Source organism: Polynucleobacter sp. HIN6 (assembly GCF_030297575.1).
Lineage (GTDB): Bacteria > Pseudomonadota > Gammaproteobacteria > Burkholderiales > Burkholderiaceae > Polynucleobacter.
On record NZ_AP028137.1, the window covers coordinates 834,104 to 850,469 of the forward strand.

The 16,366-nt window shown below is 50.4% G+C and carries 12 protein-coding genes; 9 read left to right on the forward strand and 3 right to left on the reverse strand.

The window, feature by feature from the left end; translation table 11 throughout:
- Positions 1-126 precede the first annotated feature (126 nt).
- The gene (trxA, locus tag QUE66_RS04345; RefSeq protein ID WP_286224617.1) at positions 127-453 is read right to left on the reverse strand and encodes a thioredoxin TrxA; all 327 of its coding nucleotides are present in this window, start codon (positions 451-453) and stop codon (positions 127-129) included.
- 122 nt (positions 454-575) lie between these two features.
- Here trxA and QUE66_RS04350 point away from each other — a divergent pair, with 122 nt between their 5' ends.
- The gene (locus QUE66_RS04350) at positions 576-3,428 is read left to right on the forward strand and encodes a PD-(D/E)XK nuclease family protein (protein WP_286224618.1); all 2,853 of its coding nucleotides are present in this window, start codon (positions 576-578) and stop codon (positions 3,426-3,428) included.
- A gap of 5 nt (positions 3,429-3,433) precedes the next feature.
- On the forward strand, positions 3,434-6,937 hold the full coding sequence (locus QUE66_RS04355; RefSeq protein WP_286224725.1) for a UvrD-helicase domain-containing protein: 3,504 nt from the start codon (positions 3,434-3,436) through the stop codon (positions 6,935-6,937).
- Here the strand turns inward: QUE66_RS04355 and QUE66_RS04360 are convergent.
- Complete coding sequence (locus QUE66_RS04360) at positions 6,934-7,389, reverse strand: RidA family protein (RefSeq protein ID WP_286224619.1); 456 nt, start codon at positions 7,387-7,389, stop codon at positions 6,934-6,936. The two genes, QUE66_RS04355 and QUE66_RS04360, sit on opposite strands and share 4 nt — an antisense overlap.
- Before the next feature lie 145 nt (positions 7,390-7,534).
- On the opposite strand from QUE66_RS04360, the gene QUE66_RS04365 reads away from it, so the two are divergent.
- Positions 7,535-7,897 (forward strand): c-type cytochrome, encoded by a 363-nt coding sequence (locus QUE66_RS04365; RefSeq protein ID WP_286224620.1) that lies wholly within the window; start codon positions 7,535-7,537, stop codon positions 7,895-7,897.
- A gap of 17 nt (positions 7,898-7,914) precedes the next feature.
- On the forward strand, positions 7,915-8,256 hold the full coding sequence (locus QUE66_RS04370; protein ID WP_286224726.1) for a c-type cytochrome: 342 nt from the start codon (positions 7,915-7,917) through the stop codon (positions 8,254-8,256).
- 46 nt (positions 8,257-8,302) lie between these two features.
- Here QUE66_RS04370 and QUE66_RS04375 read toward each other — a convergent pair whose 3' ends face one another.
- Complete coding sequence (locus tag QUE66_RS04375; RefSeq protein ID WP_286224621.1) at positions 8,303-8,941, reverse strand: GntR family transcriptional regulator; 639 nt, start codon at positions 8,939-8,941, stop codon at positions 8,303-8,305.
- A gap of 152 nt (positions 8,942-9,093) precedes the next feature.
- Between QUE66_RS04375 and scpA the strand changes: the two genes are divergently transcribed.
- Genes scpA through QUE66_RS04400 form a run of 5 tightly spaced genes read left to right on the forward strand, consistent with a single transcriptional unit; the run spans position 9,094 to position 16,355 of the window.
- Entirely contained in the window at positions 9,094-11,271 is a 2,178-nt protein-coding gene (scpA, locus tag QUE66_RS04380) for a methylmalonyl-CoA mutase (RefSeq protein WP_286224622.1), read from the forward strand.
- A 9-nt stretch (positions 11,272-11,280) separates the two neighbouring features.
- Positions 11,281-12,312, forward strand: coding sequence for a methylmalonyl Co-A mutase-associated GTPase MeaB (gene meaB, locus QUE66_RS04385; RefSeq protein WP_286224623.1), 1,032 nt, complete (start codon positions 11,281-11,283; stop codon positions 12,310-12,312).
- Positions 12,313-12,320: 8 nt separating this feature from the next.
- Positions 12,321-13,853, forward strand: a complete 1,533-nt coding sequence (locus tag QUE66_RS04390) for an acyl-CoA carboxylase subunit beta (protein ID WP_108508348.1) — start codon at positions 12,321-12,323, stop codon at positions 13,851-13,853.
- A 22-nt stretch (positions 13,854-13,875) separates the two neighbouring features.
- Complete coding sequence (gene accC, locus QUE66_RS04395) at positions 13,876-15,888, forward strand: acetyl-CoA carboxylase biotin carboxylase subunit (RefSeq protein ID WP_286224624.1); 2,013 nt, start codon at positions 13,876-13,878, stop codon at positions 15,886-15,888.
- Positions 15,889-15,893: 5 nt separating this feature from the next.
- Positions 15,894-16,355, forward strand: a complete 462-nt coding sequence (locus tag QUE66_RS04400; RefSeq protein ID WP_286224625.1) for a VOC family protein — start codon at positions 15,894-15,896, stop codon at positions 16,353-16,355.
- Positions 16,356-16,366 lie beyond the last annotated feature (11 nt).

The following is a 16,366-nucleotide window of genomic DNA, read 5'->3' on the forward strand; positions in this document are numbered from 1 at the left end:
ACCTTTATTGAAACTAGATACTACACTAAAAAATGGCAAAACACGTAATTTTTGCCACTCCTCAAAGACGGAAAGGGTCTAGCTCGAATTGTGAGCCTGACCCCAGCCATACTAAAACCACTTCAATTACAGATTGCTATCAATGAATGCCGTGAGTTGCGACTTGGCGAGAGCACCGACTTTTTGAGCTGCGACCGTGCCATTTTTAAACAAAATGAGTGTCGGGATTCCCCGAATATTGAACTGGGCTGGAACGCCTTGGTTCTCGTCCACGTTCATCTTGGCAATTTGGATGCGATCACCGTATTCAGTCGAGAGCTCTTCCAAAATGGGCCCAATCATCTTGCAAGGACCGCACCACTCGGCCCAAAAGTCGAGGAGAACGGGTTTATCAGACTTGAGAACATCCTGTTCAAACGATGCATCACTTACTTGTTTAATGCCGGCACTCATGAAAATTCCTTATGGTTTAAATGGATGGAATAACTCAGCAAACGGTCATTCCAAACCCTATATTATCAATAAGCCACGATTCATGCCAAAACTTGCTCCTGCCCCTAAGTGAACCCGTTGTTATGCAAACGTATTCGATCACTCCGAACCAAGATGCGTTAGCGCAAATCGCGAAGCAAATCTGGGCAATTGCAGCGGCAAGCGATGCGCGCCCCCTGGTCATTTTGCCCACAGCTGGACCCAATCTCAGTTTGCGCTTGGCGTTGGAGAGCAGTCGTCCCTCAAACACCATGCTATTACCCGAGGTACATAGTTTGGCTGATTGGCTTGCGCTGACTCCAGATGGATTGCGCCTACCACAGCCACAGTCGAACACGGAACGAGTCTTGCAAACCTATGCCTCGATTGAGACCTATCCCAATCTGCGCGAGTGGTTTACTGCCGAAGGAGAGGGGGGCGCTTGGAGCTTGGCCAATGCCATTGTTAGTGCCTGTGATCTGCTATCGCAAAGCGTCGTTCCGCAATTGGCCTGGAGCATCGATCATTTGGAGCTCGAACACGGGATTGAGCAGGTACAAATCAAGCTAAGCCAAGCAATAGCAGACGCCTATCCACAACTAGCCCAAGAGCTTGTAAGCAAAGAGTCCGCAGTTCTTTTGGCATTCTGGCGTTATCTCAGCTCCGTGCGTGATCCCGTCATCACCCAGCATCTCGCACTGGTATCCCATCTGCAGCAATGGCAAATCAACCCAAAGACACGTCGACCCTTGATTTGGATTGAGACCATCGAAGAGAATGATGCGCAAGCCCGCGCGCATCAGGTGTTTCTTGATCATTGTGAAGCGTTCATCCCGGTGCACCGATTTGTGATGGATTGGACTGAGGTTGGCCTATGGCCCGAGACCATGGAGTTTGATTCATCGCTCGACGGGCAACTGCAAATCAATCGGTCAGCGCTCAATCAAAAACACATTACCTGCCAAAGCGCAAAACGCTTTGAGGACCTTGCGTGGGAGGCAACGCATTGTATTGAGGGCCATTTACAGGCAGGACGTACTCAAATTGCTCTCGTGGCACAAGACCGACTATTGGCACGCCGCACCCGCGCTTTGCTGGCACGTCTTGGTCCTGGTTTATCCATCGACGACGAAACAGGTTGGAAACTCTCGACCACGCGCGCAGCCGCAGCGCTTCATGCTTGGCTTGAGTTATTGCGTTGTCCACCTCAAGGGCCGAGCGCGATCACCTTACTGGAGTTCCTCAAAAACCCATTTCTCAATCTCAGTGGCTTGCTGAACGCTACGCCTGAGGAAATCGGATTACTCATTAGTGAACTCGAGAGCATGTTGTTGCTCAAGCAGGCGAGAGCTTCGTGGGTTAGTTTCTATTTAGCAATCGAAGCGGGAGCAAGCTCCGAGTTTGACCCACGCTTACATCACCTATTACAGTCCATTCGAGAGCGGGTAAGTATTTGGCAGAACCCCAAGATGCAAAATCTGCCGTCTGCGAGAGCCCTTGCACAACTGCGAGATGATTTGTCCTACTTTGGAATGCGTCAGCAATTTGAGGATGATGCTGCTGGCTTACAGTTACTTGCCATGCTCGACAAACTGGGCTTAGAGCAAGCTCAGCTTCCAACGCTACGAATGCCCCTGGCCGAATGGATTATCTTTTTAAAGACCCGAATGGAAGAAGAGGTGTACCGCGAGCAGGGCAGTGATGCATCGGCACGCGTGACCATCTTGCCACTCAGTGCAACTCGATTGCGCCGCTTTGATGCCGTGGTGATGGTTGGTTGCGATGAACGCCAACTGCCAAGTTATGGCGAGACCCCACTATTTTTCTCGGAGAGTCTAAGTCAGACTCTCGGTGGTACCGATATTGCTCGGCAATATCGTCAACAGGCGCGGGATCTCTCACAACTCTTTGCCTCATATTCCTATATTGATCTGTTATGGCTAAGCGAGGGTGCTAGTGGTGAGCCCTTGCGCGCATCCCCTTGGATCGTACGCTTACAAGAAGATCTTCCGCAACTTGCAACCCGTGAATCTAGTCGCTTTGCACGATCCGCTGTAGGAACACCGATGACCATGGCGCAGGCAAATCGACTCGATGGACTACCCATGCCAACGCGCATGAGCCCGAGTGCGTATCGGGCACTGCGGGCTTGCCCGTATCAGTACTATGTGCGTAGTCTCTTAGGTCTTCGTAAACGCAAGGATCTTGATGACGAGCTCGATGCATCGGTGATTGGTCAAACCTTGCATCAAATACTGCGCAATTTTTTCCAGGAACTCAAAAGTACCGAGGCTCGCGACGCCCAGATCAACGATGATTTGCAGTTCCGTAAAGATTGGATGATCACGCGCCTGATGCGCGCTTCTGAGCAAGGTTTTAGTCGCTTACTGGAGGGTGATCAGCGGGTCTTAGGGCATTTGCGGGATTGGCAAAAACAAATTCCCAGTTTTGTGGAATGGCAACTGGAACGAGAGTCACAGGGTTGGCGTTTTCATGATGCCGAACGCAAACTTGGCTTTGAGTTCAATTTCTTGGACAAGCATGGGCAATTCCATCAAATTCAGATTGAGGGCTACGCTGACCGGATTGATGTTAAGCCCAATACATCATCACTCGCGATCCTGGACTATAAGCACCAGAGCCGCGAGAAGGTGTTGGAGCGTGGCACGCAACTGATGGATGACCCCCAGTTACTGCTATATGCCAAAGCGCTATCCACACAAGGTCCGATCGAGCAATTGGATTGGGTTTCTCTAAAAATGAACCTCAAGAAAAAAGGTACAGACCAGCGCGCAGTTGGCATTACAGAGATCCCGCTCGCGATGCAACAGCTTGATGCGCAGTTGCAAAATGATTTAAGGAGCGTGTGGTCTGGAGACGCCATGCAGGCCTTTGCACCCGAGAGTACTTGTCTTTATTGCGATGCCCGGGGTATTTGCCGTAAAGGGATGTGGTGAGCAGTATGCAAGCACTCAATATTTCGATTGTCTGTGACCCGCAGCGCTCGGTGGTGGTCTCTGCTTGCGCCGGTAGCGGGAAAACATGGTTACTAGTCGCACGTCTAGTCCGCATATTGCTTACCGGTGAGTCACCCCGATCCATCTTGGCTCTGACCTTCACACGTAAGGCTGCGCAAGAGATGCGTGAACGCCTCTATCAACTCTTGCAATCCTGGACCACGATGAGTGATGCCGAGCTGATGCATGCCCTGGTAGAGCGAGGACTCGATCCCGAAGCAGCACAAGTGCATCTTCAGTCTGCACGTACGCTCTATGATCGCCTGTTATCGAATCCGCATACCGTTTCGATTGACACCTTTCATGGCTGGTTCGGACGCTTACTTGCTGGGGCGCCGGTCTCAATGGGAGCTCAATCTGGATTTACCTTGCGCGAGGACGCCAAACGGCTGCAACAGGAGTGCTTAGAGGATTGGTGGGCATCGATGCCACCCGATGTGCTGTCTGCCTATGAGTATTTGCTTGAGCAACTGGGTTCAGCACAAGCCCATCAGTTTTTATTGGGGGCTGATGGCCTAGTGCAGCAAAAGGGCGCCTGGGTATTTTTCAAGAAAGCCTGCGAGGCCCGTGGTGAACCCGAAACCGAGGCCTTACGCAGATGCTGTAACGCGCTTTCTCAACCTAATCCCTTACTCATCAAACTAGAAGAGAGTGCAGCGCCCCATGAACTCTCTATGTTGTATGAGGTGTTGTCTCATGGCGGCGTGCGTGATCAGCAGGGTCTCGCAGAATTAGGCGCAGCGCTTGAAGCCTTAAAGGAAAAACAATTTGATACCGCGATACGCTTATTGATCCCCGTGTTTATGACGCGTGATGAACTCCCAAGCTATCGCAAGGACAATGACAGTGCTTCGAAAGCGATTCAATCGTATTTAGAGGCGCAGAATCAAGATACCAATCGATTCATTGCGACTCGGCAAGCCTGGGCAATCGCATGTGAGCAATTTATTGAGTGGCAGGCTCAGCAGGAGGCGCTTGCACTCAATCAAGCCTGGTTTAGCATCGGTGCGGCCATGCTCGAACATATCGAGCGTAGTAAAGAACGCATGCGCGTGCGTGACTTTGATGATCTAGAACTTGGTGTGGCGCAACTGATTTCGGATCCTCGTGTTGCGGCGTATTGGCAAGCACGTTTGGATGCACGTTATCGACATATTCTGATTGACGAGTTTCAGGATACCAATCCTTTGCAGTGGCAAATTCTGCGAGCTTGGCTTGCAGCCTATGGCGATGATCAGGATAAGCCCAAGGTATTTATTGTGGGTGACCCCAAGCAATCTATTTATCGCTTTCGTCGTGCCGACCCCCGTCTATTTGGAGCAGCAACCCGCTTTTTGCAAGCGCACGATCAGGCTCACCTTGAACAACAAAACACCACAAGGCGCAATGCGCCTGAGATTGTGGCGGCGGTGAACCGCATCTTCACGACCAGCCGAGTCCCCAGTAACTATCCATTTCAGGCACAGGCAACTCTCTGGACCGCTCCCGACATACCAGGCCATTCAAAATTCGCCAAAGGCGAGGCTTATCGTCTGCCATTAATCCCGATCATTGATGAGCCACAGACCATTGCCCGCGAGAACGCCTTGGTCATGCCATTCACCGATACCCGCGATACTGGCGCCAAACAGCAACGGCTGTTGGAAGGACAGCGTCTAGCGCAATTAATCCACGAGGTACTACGAACTCGTTTGGTGCTCGATGAAATGATTGACCCAAGCAATCATCAGCAGCGTCATAAAGTGTGGCGACCAGCGCGCCTGGGTGATTTCTTAGTGCTCGTCAAGCGCCGTCAGTACTTGCCAGAGTATGAGGAGGCATTGCGGCATGCCAATTTGCTATTTGAGAGCCCACGCCTAGGCGGCTTACTCGAAACACTGGAAGTTGATGACCTGATTGCTTTACTCACGATTCTGAGTAACCCCAATCATGATCTTGCACTGGCGCAGGTCTTGCGCAGTCCTTTATATGGCCTTACTGAGGTGCAGATGCAAACACTCTCAGAGTTGGTGCAAAGTAATCGTGGCTATCGCAATTGGTGGGAAGCACTAACGCATGCTGATGATCATCCCTATGCCGAGACCTTTTTGGGGATTGCTAAGCAACTCATGGAGTGGACGGAGTTGGCCAAACACTTGCCAGTGCATGATCTCCTTGATCACGTGTATTTCTCGGGCGATATTCGTTGCAAATATGCGAGCGTGTGCCAAGCACGCGACCGAGATCAGGTCTTGGCTAATTTGGATGCTTTTCTGGAGCTTGCCTTAAATTTAGATGGTGGCCGCTACCCCAGCTTGGGACGATTTATTTCACAACTCAAACAAATGCGGCGCGGCGATCAAGATGAGACACCGGATGAGGGCGAGATGCGCGGTGAGGTTCCCTTAGAGGATGAGAGCGATGATCTAGCGGATGGGGATTTTGATCTAAACACTCACTCACGTTCACACCGTCAACAGCGCATTCGCTTAATGACCATTCATGGGGCGAAGGGACTTGAGGCTCCATTTGTAATTATTCTGGATTGCAACCATACAGCGATCACCAACCCAGGACGCGGCGTATTACTTGATTGGGATCCCGATCAGCAAGCACCAGATCATTTGTCAATGTTCACCAAGCTCAGCTTATCCAAGGCGCGTGAAGATTTACTTGCGCAAGAGAAAGGTATTGCCTTGCATGAGAACTGGAACCTTTTCTATGTGGCACTCACCCGTGCCAAGCAGGGACTTTGGTTAAGTGGGGTGGAAAGTACCCGCAATCGCCAGCAGGGTGGTTTGGTGCCCGACAGCTGGTATGAGCGCGCTTGCGAAGGTCAAGTCCCAGTATTCACTGATCTTGATGAGGCACACATCGACCAGCGTCATACAAGTCAGCCCCAACCATCACACAGCGATGAACGATTTGAATACCCTGATTTGGTCTTGACCTGGCAGGGTGAACCAAGCTTATCTCACAGAACCAAGACGCACAGTATCGATGAGCAACGGCGCATGCAAGAGGGTGATTGGTTTCATTGGGTACTAGAGCGAACCACGCCTCAACAGTACCGAGCGGCTGAGACCTTGCCAGACGAGAAATCCTTGGCTAGCCGACTTGGTATCGATGTCGCGGATGCACAGCGCACCATTGAACGAGTGAGAACCGTTTTTAACAGTTCCGATTTGCTCCCATTCTTTGACCCGGCGGTCTATCTTAATGCTTGGAATGAACTTGATGTCGTGAGTGAGGAGCGGTGCTTGCGGATTGACCGCTTAGTAGAGTTTGAAAACGAGCTTGTTGTCTTGGATTACAAACTCAGCATCCCTGAGAAAACCGATCCTCTTTATTCTCAATATCAACTGCAGCTTGAGGGCTACTGTCAGGCCGTGCGACGACTATTTCCAGACAAAAGCGTGCGCAGTCTGCTGATTGATGGGCAGGGCCACAGCACCGATTTGCTAACTTAGATCTCAACGATCATTTCAATTTCGACACAAGCCCCCAAGGGGATTTGCGCAACCCCAAAGGCGCTGCGAGCATGCTTACCAATTTCACCAAATACCTCGACGAGGAGTTCAGAGCAGCCATTCATGACCAAATGTTGCTCGGTAAACTCGGGGGTGGAGTTCACGAGGCCCATGACTTTGACCACTCGACGTACGCGATCAAGTGAGCCGAGGTGGGCATTGAGGGTTGAGAGTAAATCAATCGCGATACTCCGAGCGGCTAACTGACCGGTAGCAGTATCCATGTCTAGCCCCAATTTACCAACCCATGGCTTGCCATCGCGTTTGGCAATATGGCCTGATAAAAATACCTGATCACCGGTGGTCACTGCCATGACGTAGGCGGCCGCGGGTGCCCCAGGACTTACTAGGGTAATTCCTAGGTCATTCAGTTTTTGGGAAATTACGCTCATGAAACTCCTTCAAGCAGCGGGGTTAAACACGAAATCACCGAACAAGCCCTTAGTATAGGTAGATGACAAAAATAACTGACAATATTCGCTGTCCGCTATACTTCAGCCTACAAAATATTAACCATTTTGCAACACGATCACGCATATGAACAAAGCCATCGTTACTTCGCTCGGCGCTGCAGTATTCGCCGGTCTATTTTCAATCACTGCCCAAGCCCAAGATGTTAAAGGTTCTGCAAAAGCAGGAGAGGCCAAAGTCTGGCTTTGCGCAGGCTGTCATGCCATTAATGATTACCGGGCTGACTGGCCCCAGGTCTATCGCGTTCCGAAGATCGGTGGCCAGAATGCTGACTACATTATTGCCTCTCTCAAAGCGTATAAATCGGGTGAGCGCAAGCATCCAACCATGCGAGCGATTGCGGGAAGTCTGAACGATCAAGATATGGCTGACTTGGCTGCCTACTACTCGACTCAAACGCCAACCTCTCCCCGTAACCCCTTAAAGTAATTGGAATCGAGAACATGATGAAATCCGCTCTGATCCTCTCCTTGTTAAGTGCCTCCATTGGGTTTGCTCACGCTGGTAATGTTGCCAAGGGTAAAGAACTGGTTGAAAAGAACAATTGTGCTGCCTGCCATGGCGCTGGCCTCAAAGCCCCAGTGGCTCCCGCTTATCCGAAAATTGCGGGTCAATACCAAGACTATTTGTATTACGCACTGAAGTCCTACCAAGTGGATGGTAATTCTCTGGTGGGCCGTAATAATGCCATCATGCAATCGCAAGTGAAGCAATTTAGCGATAAAGATCTAAAAGATATGGCTGCCTATATTGCATCGATTCCTGGTGATCTGATCGTCAAAAAATAAATCACCGCTTAAGCTCAAAAGCCTCCACTTAAAACTGGGGGCTTTTTTATTTGGCGGCCTCCAAGCCATGGGCCAGGTGAGTGCGCATCGCTTGTTCAGCAGCAACCGGATCGCGCTTAAGCAGGGCCTTTAGGATCTCGCGGTGTTCACTCAAAGATTGTTGCAAGCGCCCCGTGCGCGATAACGAGTCCTTGCGTTGCAGTTTTAGAACCTTACGAAGATCGTCAATCACGCTGCTCATCCAGGGATTGGCGGCAATCGCGATGATGCGCTCATGAAAGCGAACATTGATTTCAAAGAATAAATCGAGGTTGCGATCAGCGGCTGCTTTCTCAAGACGCAAGTGCAAATCATCCAAGGCATTGAGATCGCTTTCTTTTGCCTTCGTGGCAGCTTCTTTGGCAGCTTCACCTTCCAGTAAGGAGAGAACCGTAAAGATTTGCTCAAGATCGCCACGATTGACTTCGGTGACATAAGCGCCGCGGCGTAGTTTCATGGTGATGAGGCCCTCAGCCGCCAACACCTTAATGGCCTCGCGCATGGGAGTGCGGCTAATCCCAAATTCCTTGGCAAGGCTTTGTTCATCGATCCAAGCACCGGGGGCTAGTTCATGCGCAAAAATACGGCTACGCAGTTGATCTGCAACCTCTTCATAGAGCGGGCGAGTTGAAAGTAATTTACTCATTATTTCTGTAAGTCATTGTTTATTTATGATTTTAATTAATTAAAATACATTTATGAATTCATAATTATGTATCCAATTCTATGGACAAAACTATAAAAGTCAAGCAAAATGATGAAAATATCAATGCACATTCATGCACACATGGGGCGCTTATGACCAAGAACGCATCACAACCCAGCGGGCAATGGCCAGCTGCAGCCGATCAATCCCTTGAGCAATGGCAAAAAGCAGCCAGTAAATCGGCGCCCAATGGCAACCCGGATGCTTTAGGGTGGGATACCCCCGACGGCATCCATCTAAAAGCCCTCTACACCCAAAATGATCTTCAGGGGTTGCCTTATGTGAACTCACTCCCTGGGTTTGAGCCCTATCTGCGCGGACCACAAGCGACGATGTATACGGTGCGCCCTTGGACCATTCGTCAATACGCCGGATTCTCAACGGCCGAAGAGTCCAATCGTTTCTACCGCAAAGCCCTTGAAGGAGGTGGTCAAGGGGTCTCAGTGGCATTTGATCTGGCTACGCATCGGGGCTACGACTCGGACCATCCTCGGGTGGTGGGTGATGTGGGTAAAGCGGGGGTTGCGATCGATTCGGTGGAGGATATGAAGATCCTCTTTGATGGCATCCCCTTGGACAAAATCTCGGTCTCGATGACCATGAATGGTGCCGTACTACCAGTCTTGGCAGGTTATATCGTGGCCGGTGAAGAGCAGGGCGTGAAGCAAGAGCAACTGAGTGGCACGATTCAGAACGACATTCTCAAAGAGTTCATGGTGCGCAATACCTATATCTACCCACCCGGACCCTCGATGCGCATTGTCGGTGACATCATTGAGTACACCGCAAAGAATATGCCCAAGTTCAACTCGATCTCGATCTCGGGCTATCACATGCAAGAGGCTGGAGCAAATCAAGCCCTAGAGCTCGCATTTACACTGGCCGATGGCAAGGAGTACGTCAAAACTGCCTTGGCCAAAGGTCTTGATGTGGATGAGTTTGCCGGCCGTCTGTCCTTCTTCTTTGCGATCGGTATGAACTTCTATCTGGAAGTTGCCAAACTGCGCGCTGCTCGCATCTTGTGGTGGCGCATTATGAAAGAGTTCAATCCCAAGAATCCCAAGTCATCGATGTTGCGTACCCATTGCCAAACCTCAGGCTGGTCGCTCACCGAGCAAGATCCCTATAACAATGTGGTGCGCACCACGATTGAGGCTATGGCTGCGGTCTTTGGCGGAACGCAATCACTGCACACCAACTCATTTGATGAAGCAATTGCCTTGCCTTCAGAGATGTCCTCCCGAATTGCCCGCAACACCCAATTAATTTTGCAAGAAGAGACCCATATCACGAGCGTAGTTGATCCTTGGGCAGGATCGTTCATGATGGAGAAATTAACTCAAGAGATGGCAGATGCCGCCTGGGAAATTATTTTGGAAGTGGATCAGATGGGTGGCATGACCAAGGCTGTTGAGAGTGGTTGGGCCAAGTTAAAAATTGAGGCGGCTGCTGCACAAAAGCAAGCCAAGATCGACTCCGGATCGGATGTCATTGTGGGTGTGAATAAATACAAACTGGAAGAAGAGAGTTTGGTGGATGTCTTAGTCATCGATAACGATATGGTTCGTAATAATCAAATCGCTCGCTTAAAGGACATCAAGGCTAAACGCAATCAAGCGCAGGTGAATCAAGCCTTGGCGGATCTGACAACAGCAGCCGAGAACAATACAGGTAATTTATTAGATTTAGCGGTCAAAGCAATTCGTTTACGCGCAACGGTGGGCGAGGTGTCGGATGCTTTGGAGAAAGTTTATGGGCGCCACCGAGCCGATACACAAAAGGTGACCGGAGTGTACGCAGCTGCATATGATTCAGCCGAAGGTTGGGAAAAACTTAAAGTCGAGATCGCTGAGTTTGCCAAAGAGTACGGACGTCGTCCGCGCGTCATGATCGCAAAACTTGGTCAGGATGGACACGATCGCGGCGCCAAAGTGGTTGCTACCGCCTATGCTGATCTGGGCTTTGATGTGGATATGGGACCTTTATTCCAGACACCGGAGGAGTGTGCGCGCCAAGCCATTGAAAACGATGTGCATGCTTTGGGGATCTCTACCTTAGCCGCTGGGCACAAAACTTTGGTTCCTGCGATTGTGGCGGAACTCAAAAAACAAGGCGCCGATGACATTATTGTGTTTGTGGGTGGCGTCATTCCGCGACAGGATTACGAGTTTTTGTATGAGGCAGGCGTGAAGGGCATCTACGGACCTGGTACGCCGATCCCCGCCTCTGCAAAAGATGTGCTCGAGCAAATTCGGAACAACCTGCGCTAAGCCCTCACAATGTCGAAAGCTCCAAGCAATGAGCAGTTAGTGGCAGCCTTGCTCGGCAAGCCCTGTGCGGAGCAACGTCGGGCATTAGCCAAAGCCATTACTTTATTAGAGTCAACGCGCCTTGATCATCGCGCGCGCGCCGATCAATTACTCAACACCATCTTGCCGCACACGGGGCGATCCTTTCGTCTCGGAATCTCAGGAGTGCCCGGGGTTGGTAAATCCACTTTAATTGAGAACTTAGGTCTTTACTTAATTTCCAAAGGCCATCGGGTTGCTGTCCTGGCAATTGATCCATCCTCAAGCTTGTCTGGTGGATCGATCTTGGGTGATAAGACCCGCATGGAACTGCTGTCAGTCAATGAGAATGCCTTCATTCGCCCAAGTCCATCCTCGGGAACCTTGGGTGGTGTTGCCGAGCGCACCCGAGAGGTGATGCTCTTAGCCGAAGCCGCGGGACATGATGTCGTGATTGTGGAGACCGTTGGGGTAGGGCAAAGCGAGATTGCGGTGGCTGGGATGACCGATCTCTTTATGTTGTTGCAACTCCCCAATGCCGGTGATGATCTGCAAGCCATTAAAAAGGGTGTGATGGAGATCGCGGATCTCATCGTGATTAATAAAGCGGATCTAGATCCGGATGCAGCCACCCGAGCCCAAGCATTTATTACAAGTTCCTTGCGCTTAATGGGATTTCAGGGGAACCCAGACCACGCCGCTCATGATGCTGAGCAATGGCATCCCGTGGTGATGCAAATGAGCGCACTTCTCAATCAAGGTGTAGCGCAATTGTGGGATGAGATCACTCGCTTTCAGTCCCTCGAATCGAAGAATGGCCATCTACAAAAGCGTCGTCGTCAGCAAGCCACTGCTTGGATGTGGGAGCGCATCGATAGCGCTCTCAAAAGTAATTTTAAGAACCATCCTGGAGTACAGCAGTTGTTACCCGAACTCAGTGCCGCTGTGAATGAGGGCACGATCGCACCTTCTGTGGCAGCGCGTCGCTTACTAGACGCGATGCAAACACCCGATATTCAATAGGAGTTTTTATGCAAGACATTATTTCTCAATTGGAATCCAAGCGCGAGTTAGCACGTCTTGGTGGCGGTCAAAAGCGCATTGCTGCTCAGCACGCCAAGGGCAAACTTACTGCACGCGAGCGGATCGAGTTACTGCTCGACGAAGACTCCTTTGAAGAGTGGGATATGTTTGTGGAGCATCGCTGCACGGATTTTGGGATGGCCGATCAAACGGTGCCCAGCGATGGTGTCGTCACCGGTTATGGAATGATTAATGGGCGTTTGGTGTTTGTGTTCTCGCAAGATTTCACAGTTCTGGGCGGATCTTTATCGGAAGCCCATGCTGAGAAAATCTGCAAGATCATGGATCAGGCCATGAAAGTGGGTGCGCCCGTAATTGGACTCAATGACTCTGGTGGTGCACGCATTCAGGAAGGGGTTGCCTCGCTTGGTGGTTATGCAGAGATCTTCCAACGGAATGTATCTGCTTCGGGTGTGATCCCGCAAATCTCTTTGATTATGGGTCCCTGTGCCGGTGGTGCAGTGTACTCACCTGCTTTAACGGATTTCATCTTCATGGTGAAAGACACCTCTTACATGTTCGTCACTGGACCCGAGGTAGTGAAAACCGTGACCCACGAAGATGTCACCGCAGAAGATTTGGGTGGTGCGAACACGCATTCCACTGTATCGGGAGTCTGTGACTTGGCATTTAATAACGATGTTGAGGCGATCATGATGCTACGCCGTTTCTACAGTTATCTACCGCTCTCAAATAAAGAAAAAGCCCCTTTTCTGGGCGGTCTTGTCTGGTCGGATGAGCCCGATTACTCGCTCGATACATTGGTGCCTCTCAACCCCAATCAGCCGTATGACATGAAAGAGCTGATTCATAAGATTGTGGATGATGAAGACTTCTTTGAGTTGCAGCCCGACTATGCCAAGAACATCATTATTGGCTTTGCACGCATTGGCGGCCAGACTGCCGGTATCGTTGCTAATCAACCTTTGGTGCTTGCAGGGTGTCTCGATATCAAATCATCGATTAAAGCCGCTCGGTTTGTGCGCTTTTGTGATGCTTTTAATATCCCGGTCGTGACCTTGGTCGACGTGCCAGGTTTTATGCCAGGTACCGCTCAAGAGTACGGTGGCATCATTAAACACGGCGCTAAATTACTCTATGCCTATGCCGATTGCACTGTTCCCAAAGTCACTTTGATTACACGCAAAGCCTACGGCGGCGCCTACGATGTGATGGCATCAAAACATTTGCGAGGCGATGTGAACTTTGCTTGGCCCTCGGCAGAGATTGCGGTGATGGGGCCTAAGGGCGCTGTTGAAATTATCTTCCGCGAAGAGAAAAATGATTCGCAAAAGATTGCCGAGCGTGAAGCAGAGTACAAAGCGAAGTTTGCAAACCCCTTTGTCGCAGGACGGCGTGGCTACATTGATGATGTCATCATGCCCCACGAATCACGCAAGCGGATTGCACGATCACTCGCGATGTTGCAAGACAAAGATTTGCAAAATCCTCCCCGTAAACACGGCAACATCCCTCTTTAATTTAACCGACTGACCAATCACTATGTTTAAGAAAATCTTAATTGCGAACCGCGGTGAAATTGCTTGCCGAGTGATGCTAACTGCAAAACGCTTGGGAATCCAAACGGTTGCGGTCTACTCCGAAGCGGATGCCGAGGCGCGTCATGTTCGGATTGCCGATGAGGCCGTTTGCATTGGACCGCCACCATCGCGCGAGTCCTACTTGCAAATGGATCGCATTATTGCGGCGTGTAAAGAAACGGGTGCGCAAGCGGTTCATCCGGGTTATGGCTTTTTGTCCGAGAACGAAGAGTTTGCTAAGCGCGTTGAGGAAGAGGGCATTATCTTCATTGGCCCCAAATATCAATCGATTGCTGCAATGGGCGACAAGATTGCGTCTAAGAAACTTGCTTTAGAGGCAAAGGTTAACACCATCCCCGGCCATAACGCCGCTATTGATGATCCTCAGGCTGCGGTAAAAATTGCGCAGGGAATTGGCTACCCAGTGATGATCAAGGCCTCTGCTGGTGGTGGGGGTAAGGGATTGCGTGTTGCGTATAACGACCAAGAAACGGCCGAAGGCTTTGTGGCTTGTAAGAATGAAGCACTTAATAGTTTTGGTGACGACCGCGTCTTCATTGAGAAGTTTGTAGAAGAACCGCGGCATATTGAGATCCAGGTATTAGGCGATGCGCACGGTAATGTGGTGTATTTGTGGGAGCGTGAGTGCTCGATTCAGCGTCGTCATCAAAAAGTGATTGAAGAGGCGCCATCGCCATTCTTGGATGATGCCACCCGTAAGGCCATGGGCGAACAAGCGGTAGCGCTCGCCAAGGCCGTTAACTACCAATCGGCAGGTACTGTGGAGTTTGTGGTTGGTAAAGACAAGTCGTTTTACTTCTTAGAGATGAACACACGCTTGCAGGTTGAGCATCCGGTCACCGAATGCATCACAGGACTTGATCTTGTCGAGCAAATGATCCGGGTGGCTGCTGGTGAGAAGTTGGCATTTACCCAAAACCAAATTCCGCGCAATGGCTGGGCGATGGAGTGCCGCATTAATGCCGAAGATCCTCTACGAAACTTCTTGCCATCGACCGGACGCTTGGTGAAGTATCAGCCTCCGGCATCCAAAGATGGTGTACGAGTTGATACGGGTGTATATGAGGGTGGCGAGATCCCGATGTATTACGACTCAATGATTGCAAAACTCATTACGCATGGTGCCAACCGCGAGGAGGCAATGAGCAAAATGCGCGGGGCGCTCAATGAGTTTGTAATTCGGGGGATTCATTCGAACATTCAGTTCCAATCTGCTTTGCTACAACACCCACGATTTCTCTCGGGCCAGTTCAATACTGGATTTATTGCTGAGGAGTTCCCCAAGGGATTTTTAAAAGGATCGGTTGAGCCCAGTGACTTGAATCGCTTACCAGCTTTAGCAAGCTTTGTGCACCGTCGTTATTTGGAGCGTGCCAAATTACTTGAAGGGCAGCTCTTAGGCCACGAAATGAAGATTACCCAAGAGTTTGTGGTGATGCATGGTGACACATCCTACGACACCAAGATTGAGCAACGTGATCACGGTTACCAAATATCCGTCAAAGCCAATCAAGGCAAGAACACGATGACGGATTATTTCTTGGAGAGTGATTGGCAACCCGGTTCGATTCGTTTGATCTATCGTTTAAATGATGGACCGACGGCATGTGCGCAAGTGGAGCGCCCAGGCTTGGGTTATGTATTCATGCAAGATGGCGTGCATTTTGACTGCGTGGTCTTAAGTCCATTTGGGGCAGAGTTGCAACGCCGTATGCCATATAAGGCGCCTCCTGACACATCGAAGTTACTACTGTCGCCGATGCCCGGACTATTAACCAAATTACATGTAGCCAAGGGTGATAAGGTTACTGCTGGTCAGAAATTGGTTGTGATTGAGGCCATGAAAATGGAGAACACTTTATTCGCTTCGCAAGATGGGGTGGTGGACGATATATGTGCCACTGAGGGATCGAGTCTTGCAGTCGATCAAATCATTATTCAGTTTGCGAAGTGATCACTATGAGTCGACCATTCAACATTCTGGGAGTTCAGCAAATTGCCATCGGTGGTACCGATAAGCAAAAGCTTAAAGCGCTGTGGGTTGATCTTCTTGGCTTGAAATACAAAGATGCCTTCGTATCCGAGCGCGAGAACGTCGATGAGGATATTTGTGCCATCGGTCGTGGCCCGCACGAGGTTGAAATTGATTTGATGCAACCATTCGATATCGATAAAAAGCCAGCTGTGCATCAAACCCCACTCAATCACATTGGTCTGTGGGTTGATGATTTGCCCAAGGCGGTGGAGTGGTTGACGCAACAGGGTCTGCGATTTGCCCCCGGCGGGATTCGGAAGGGGGCAGCAGGTCACGACATCATTTTTGTTCATCCCAAAGCGAACGAGGAGTTCATGTTCTCGGGTGAAGGGGTTTTAATTGAACTTGTTCAGGCGCCACCCGATGTAATTGCCGCATTGGCATAAACCCCAATTTG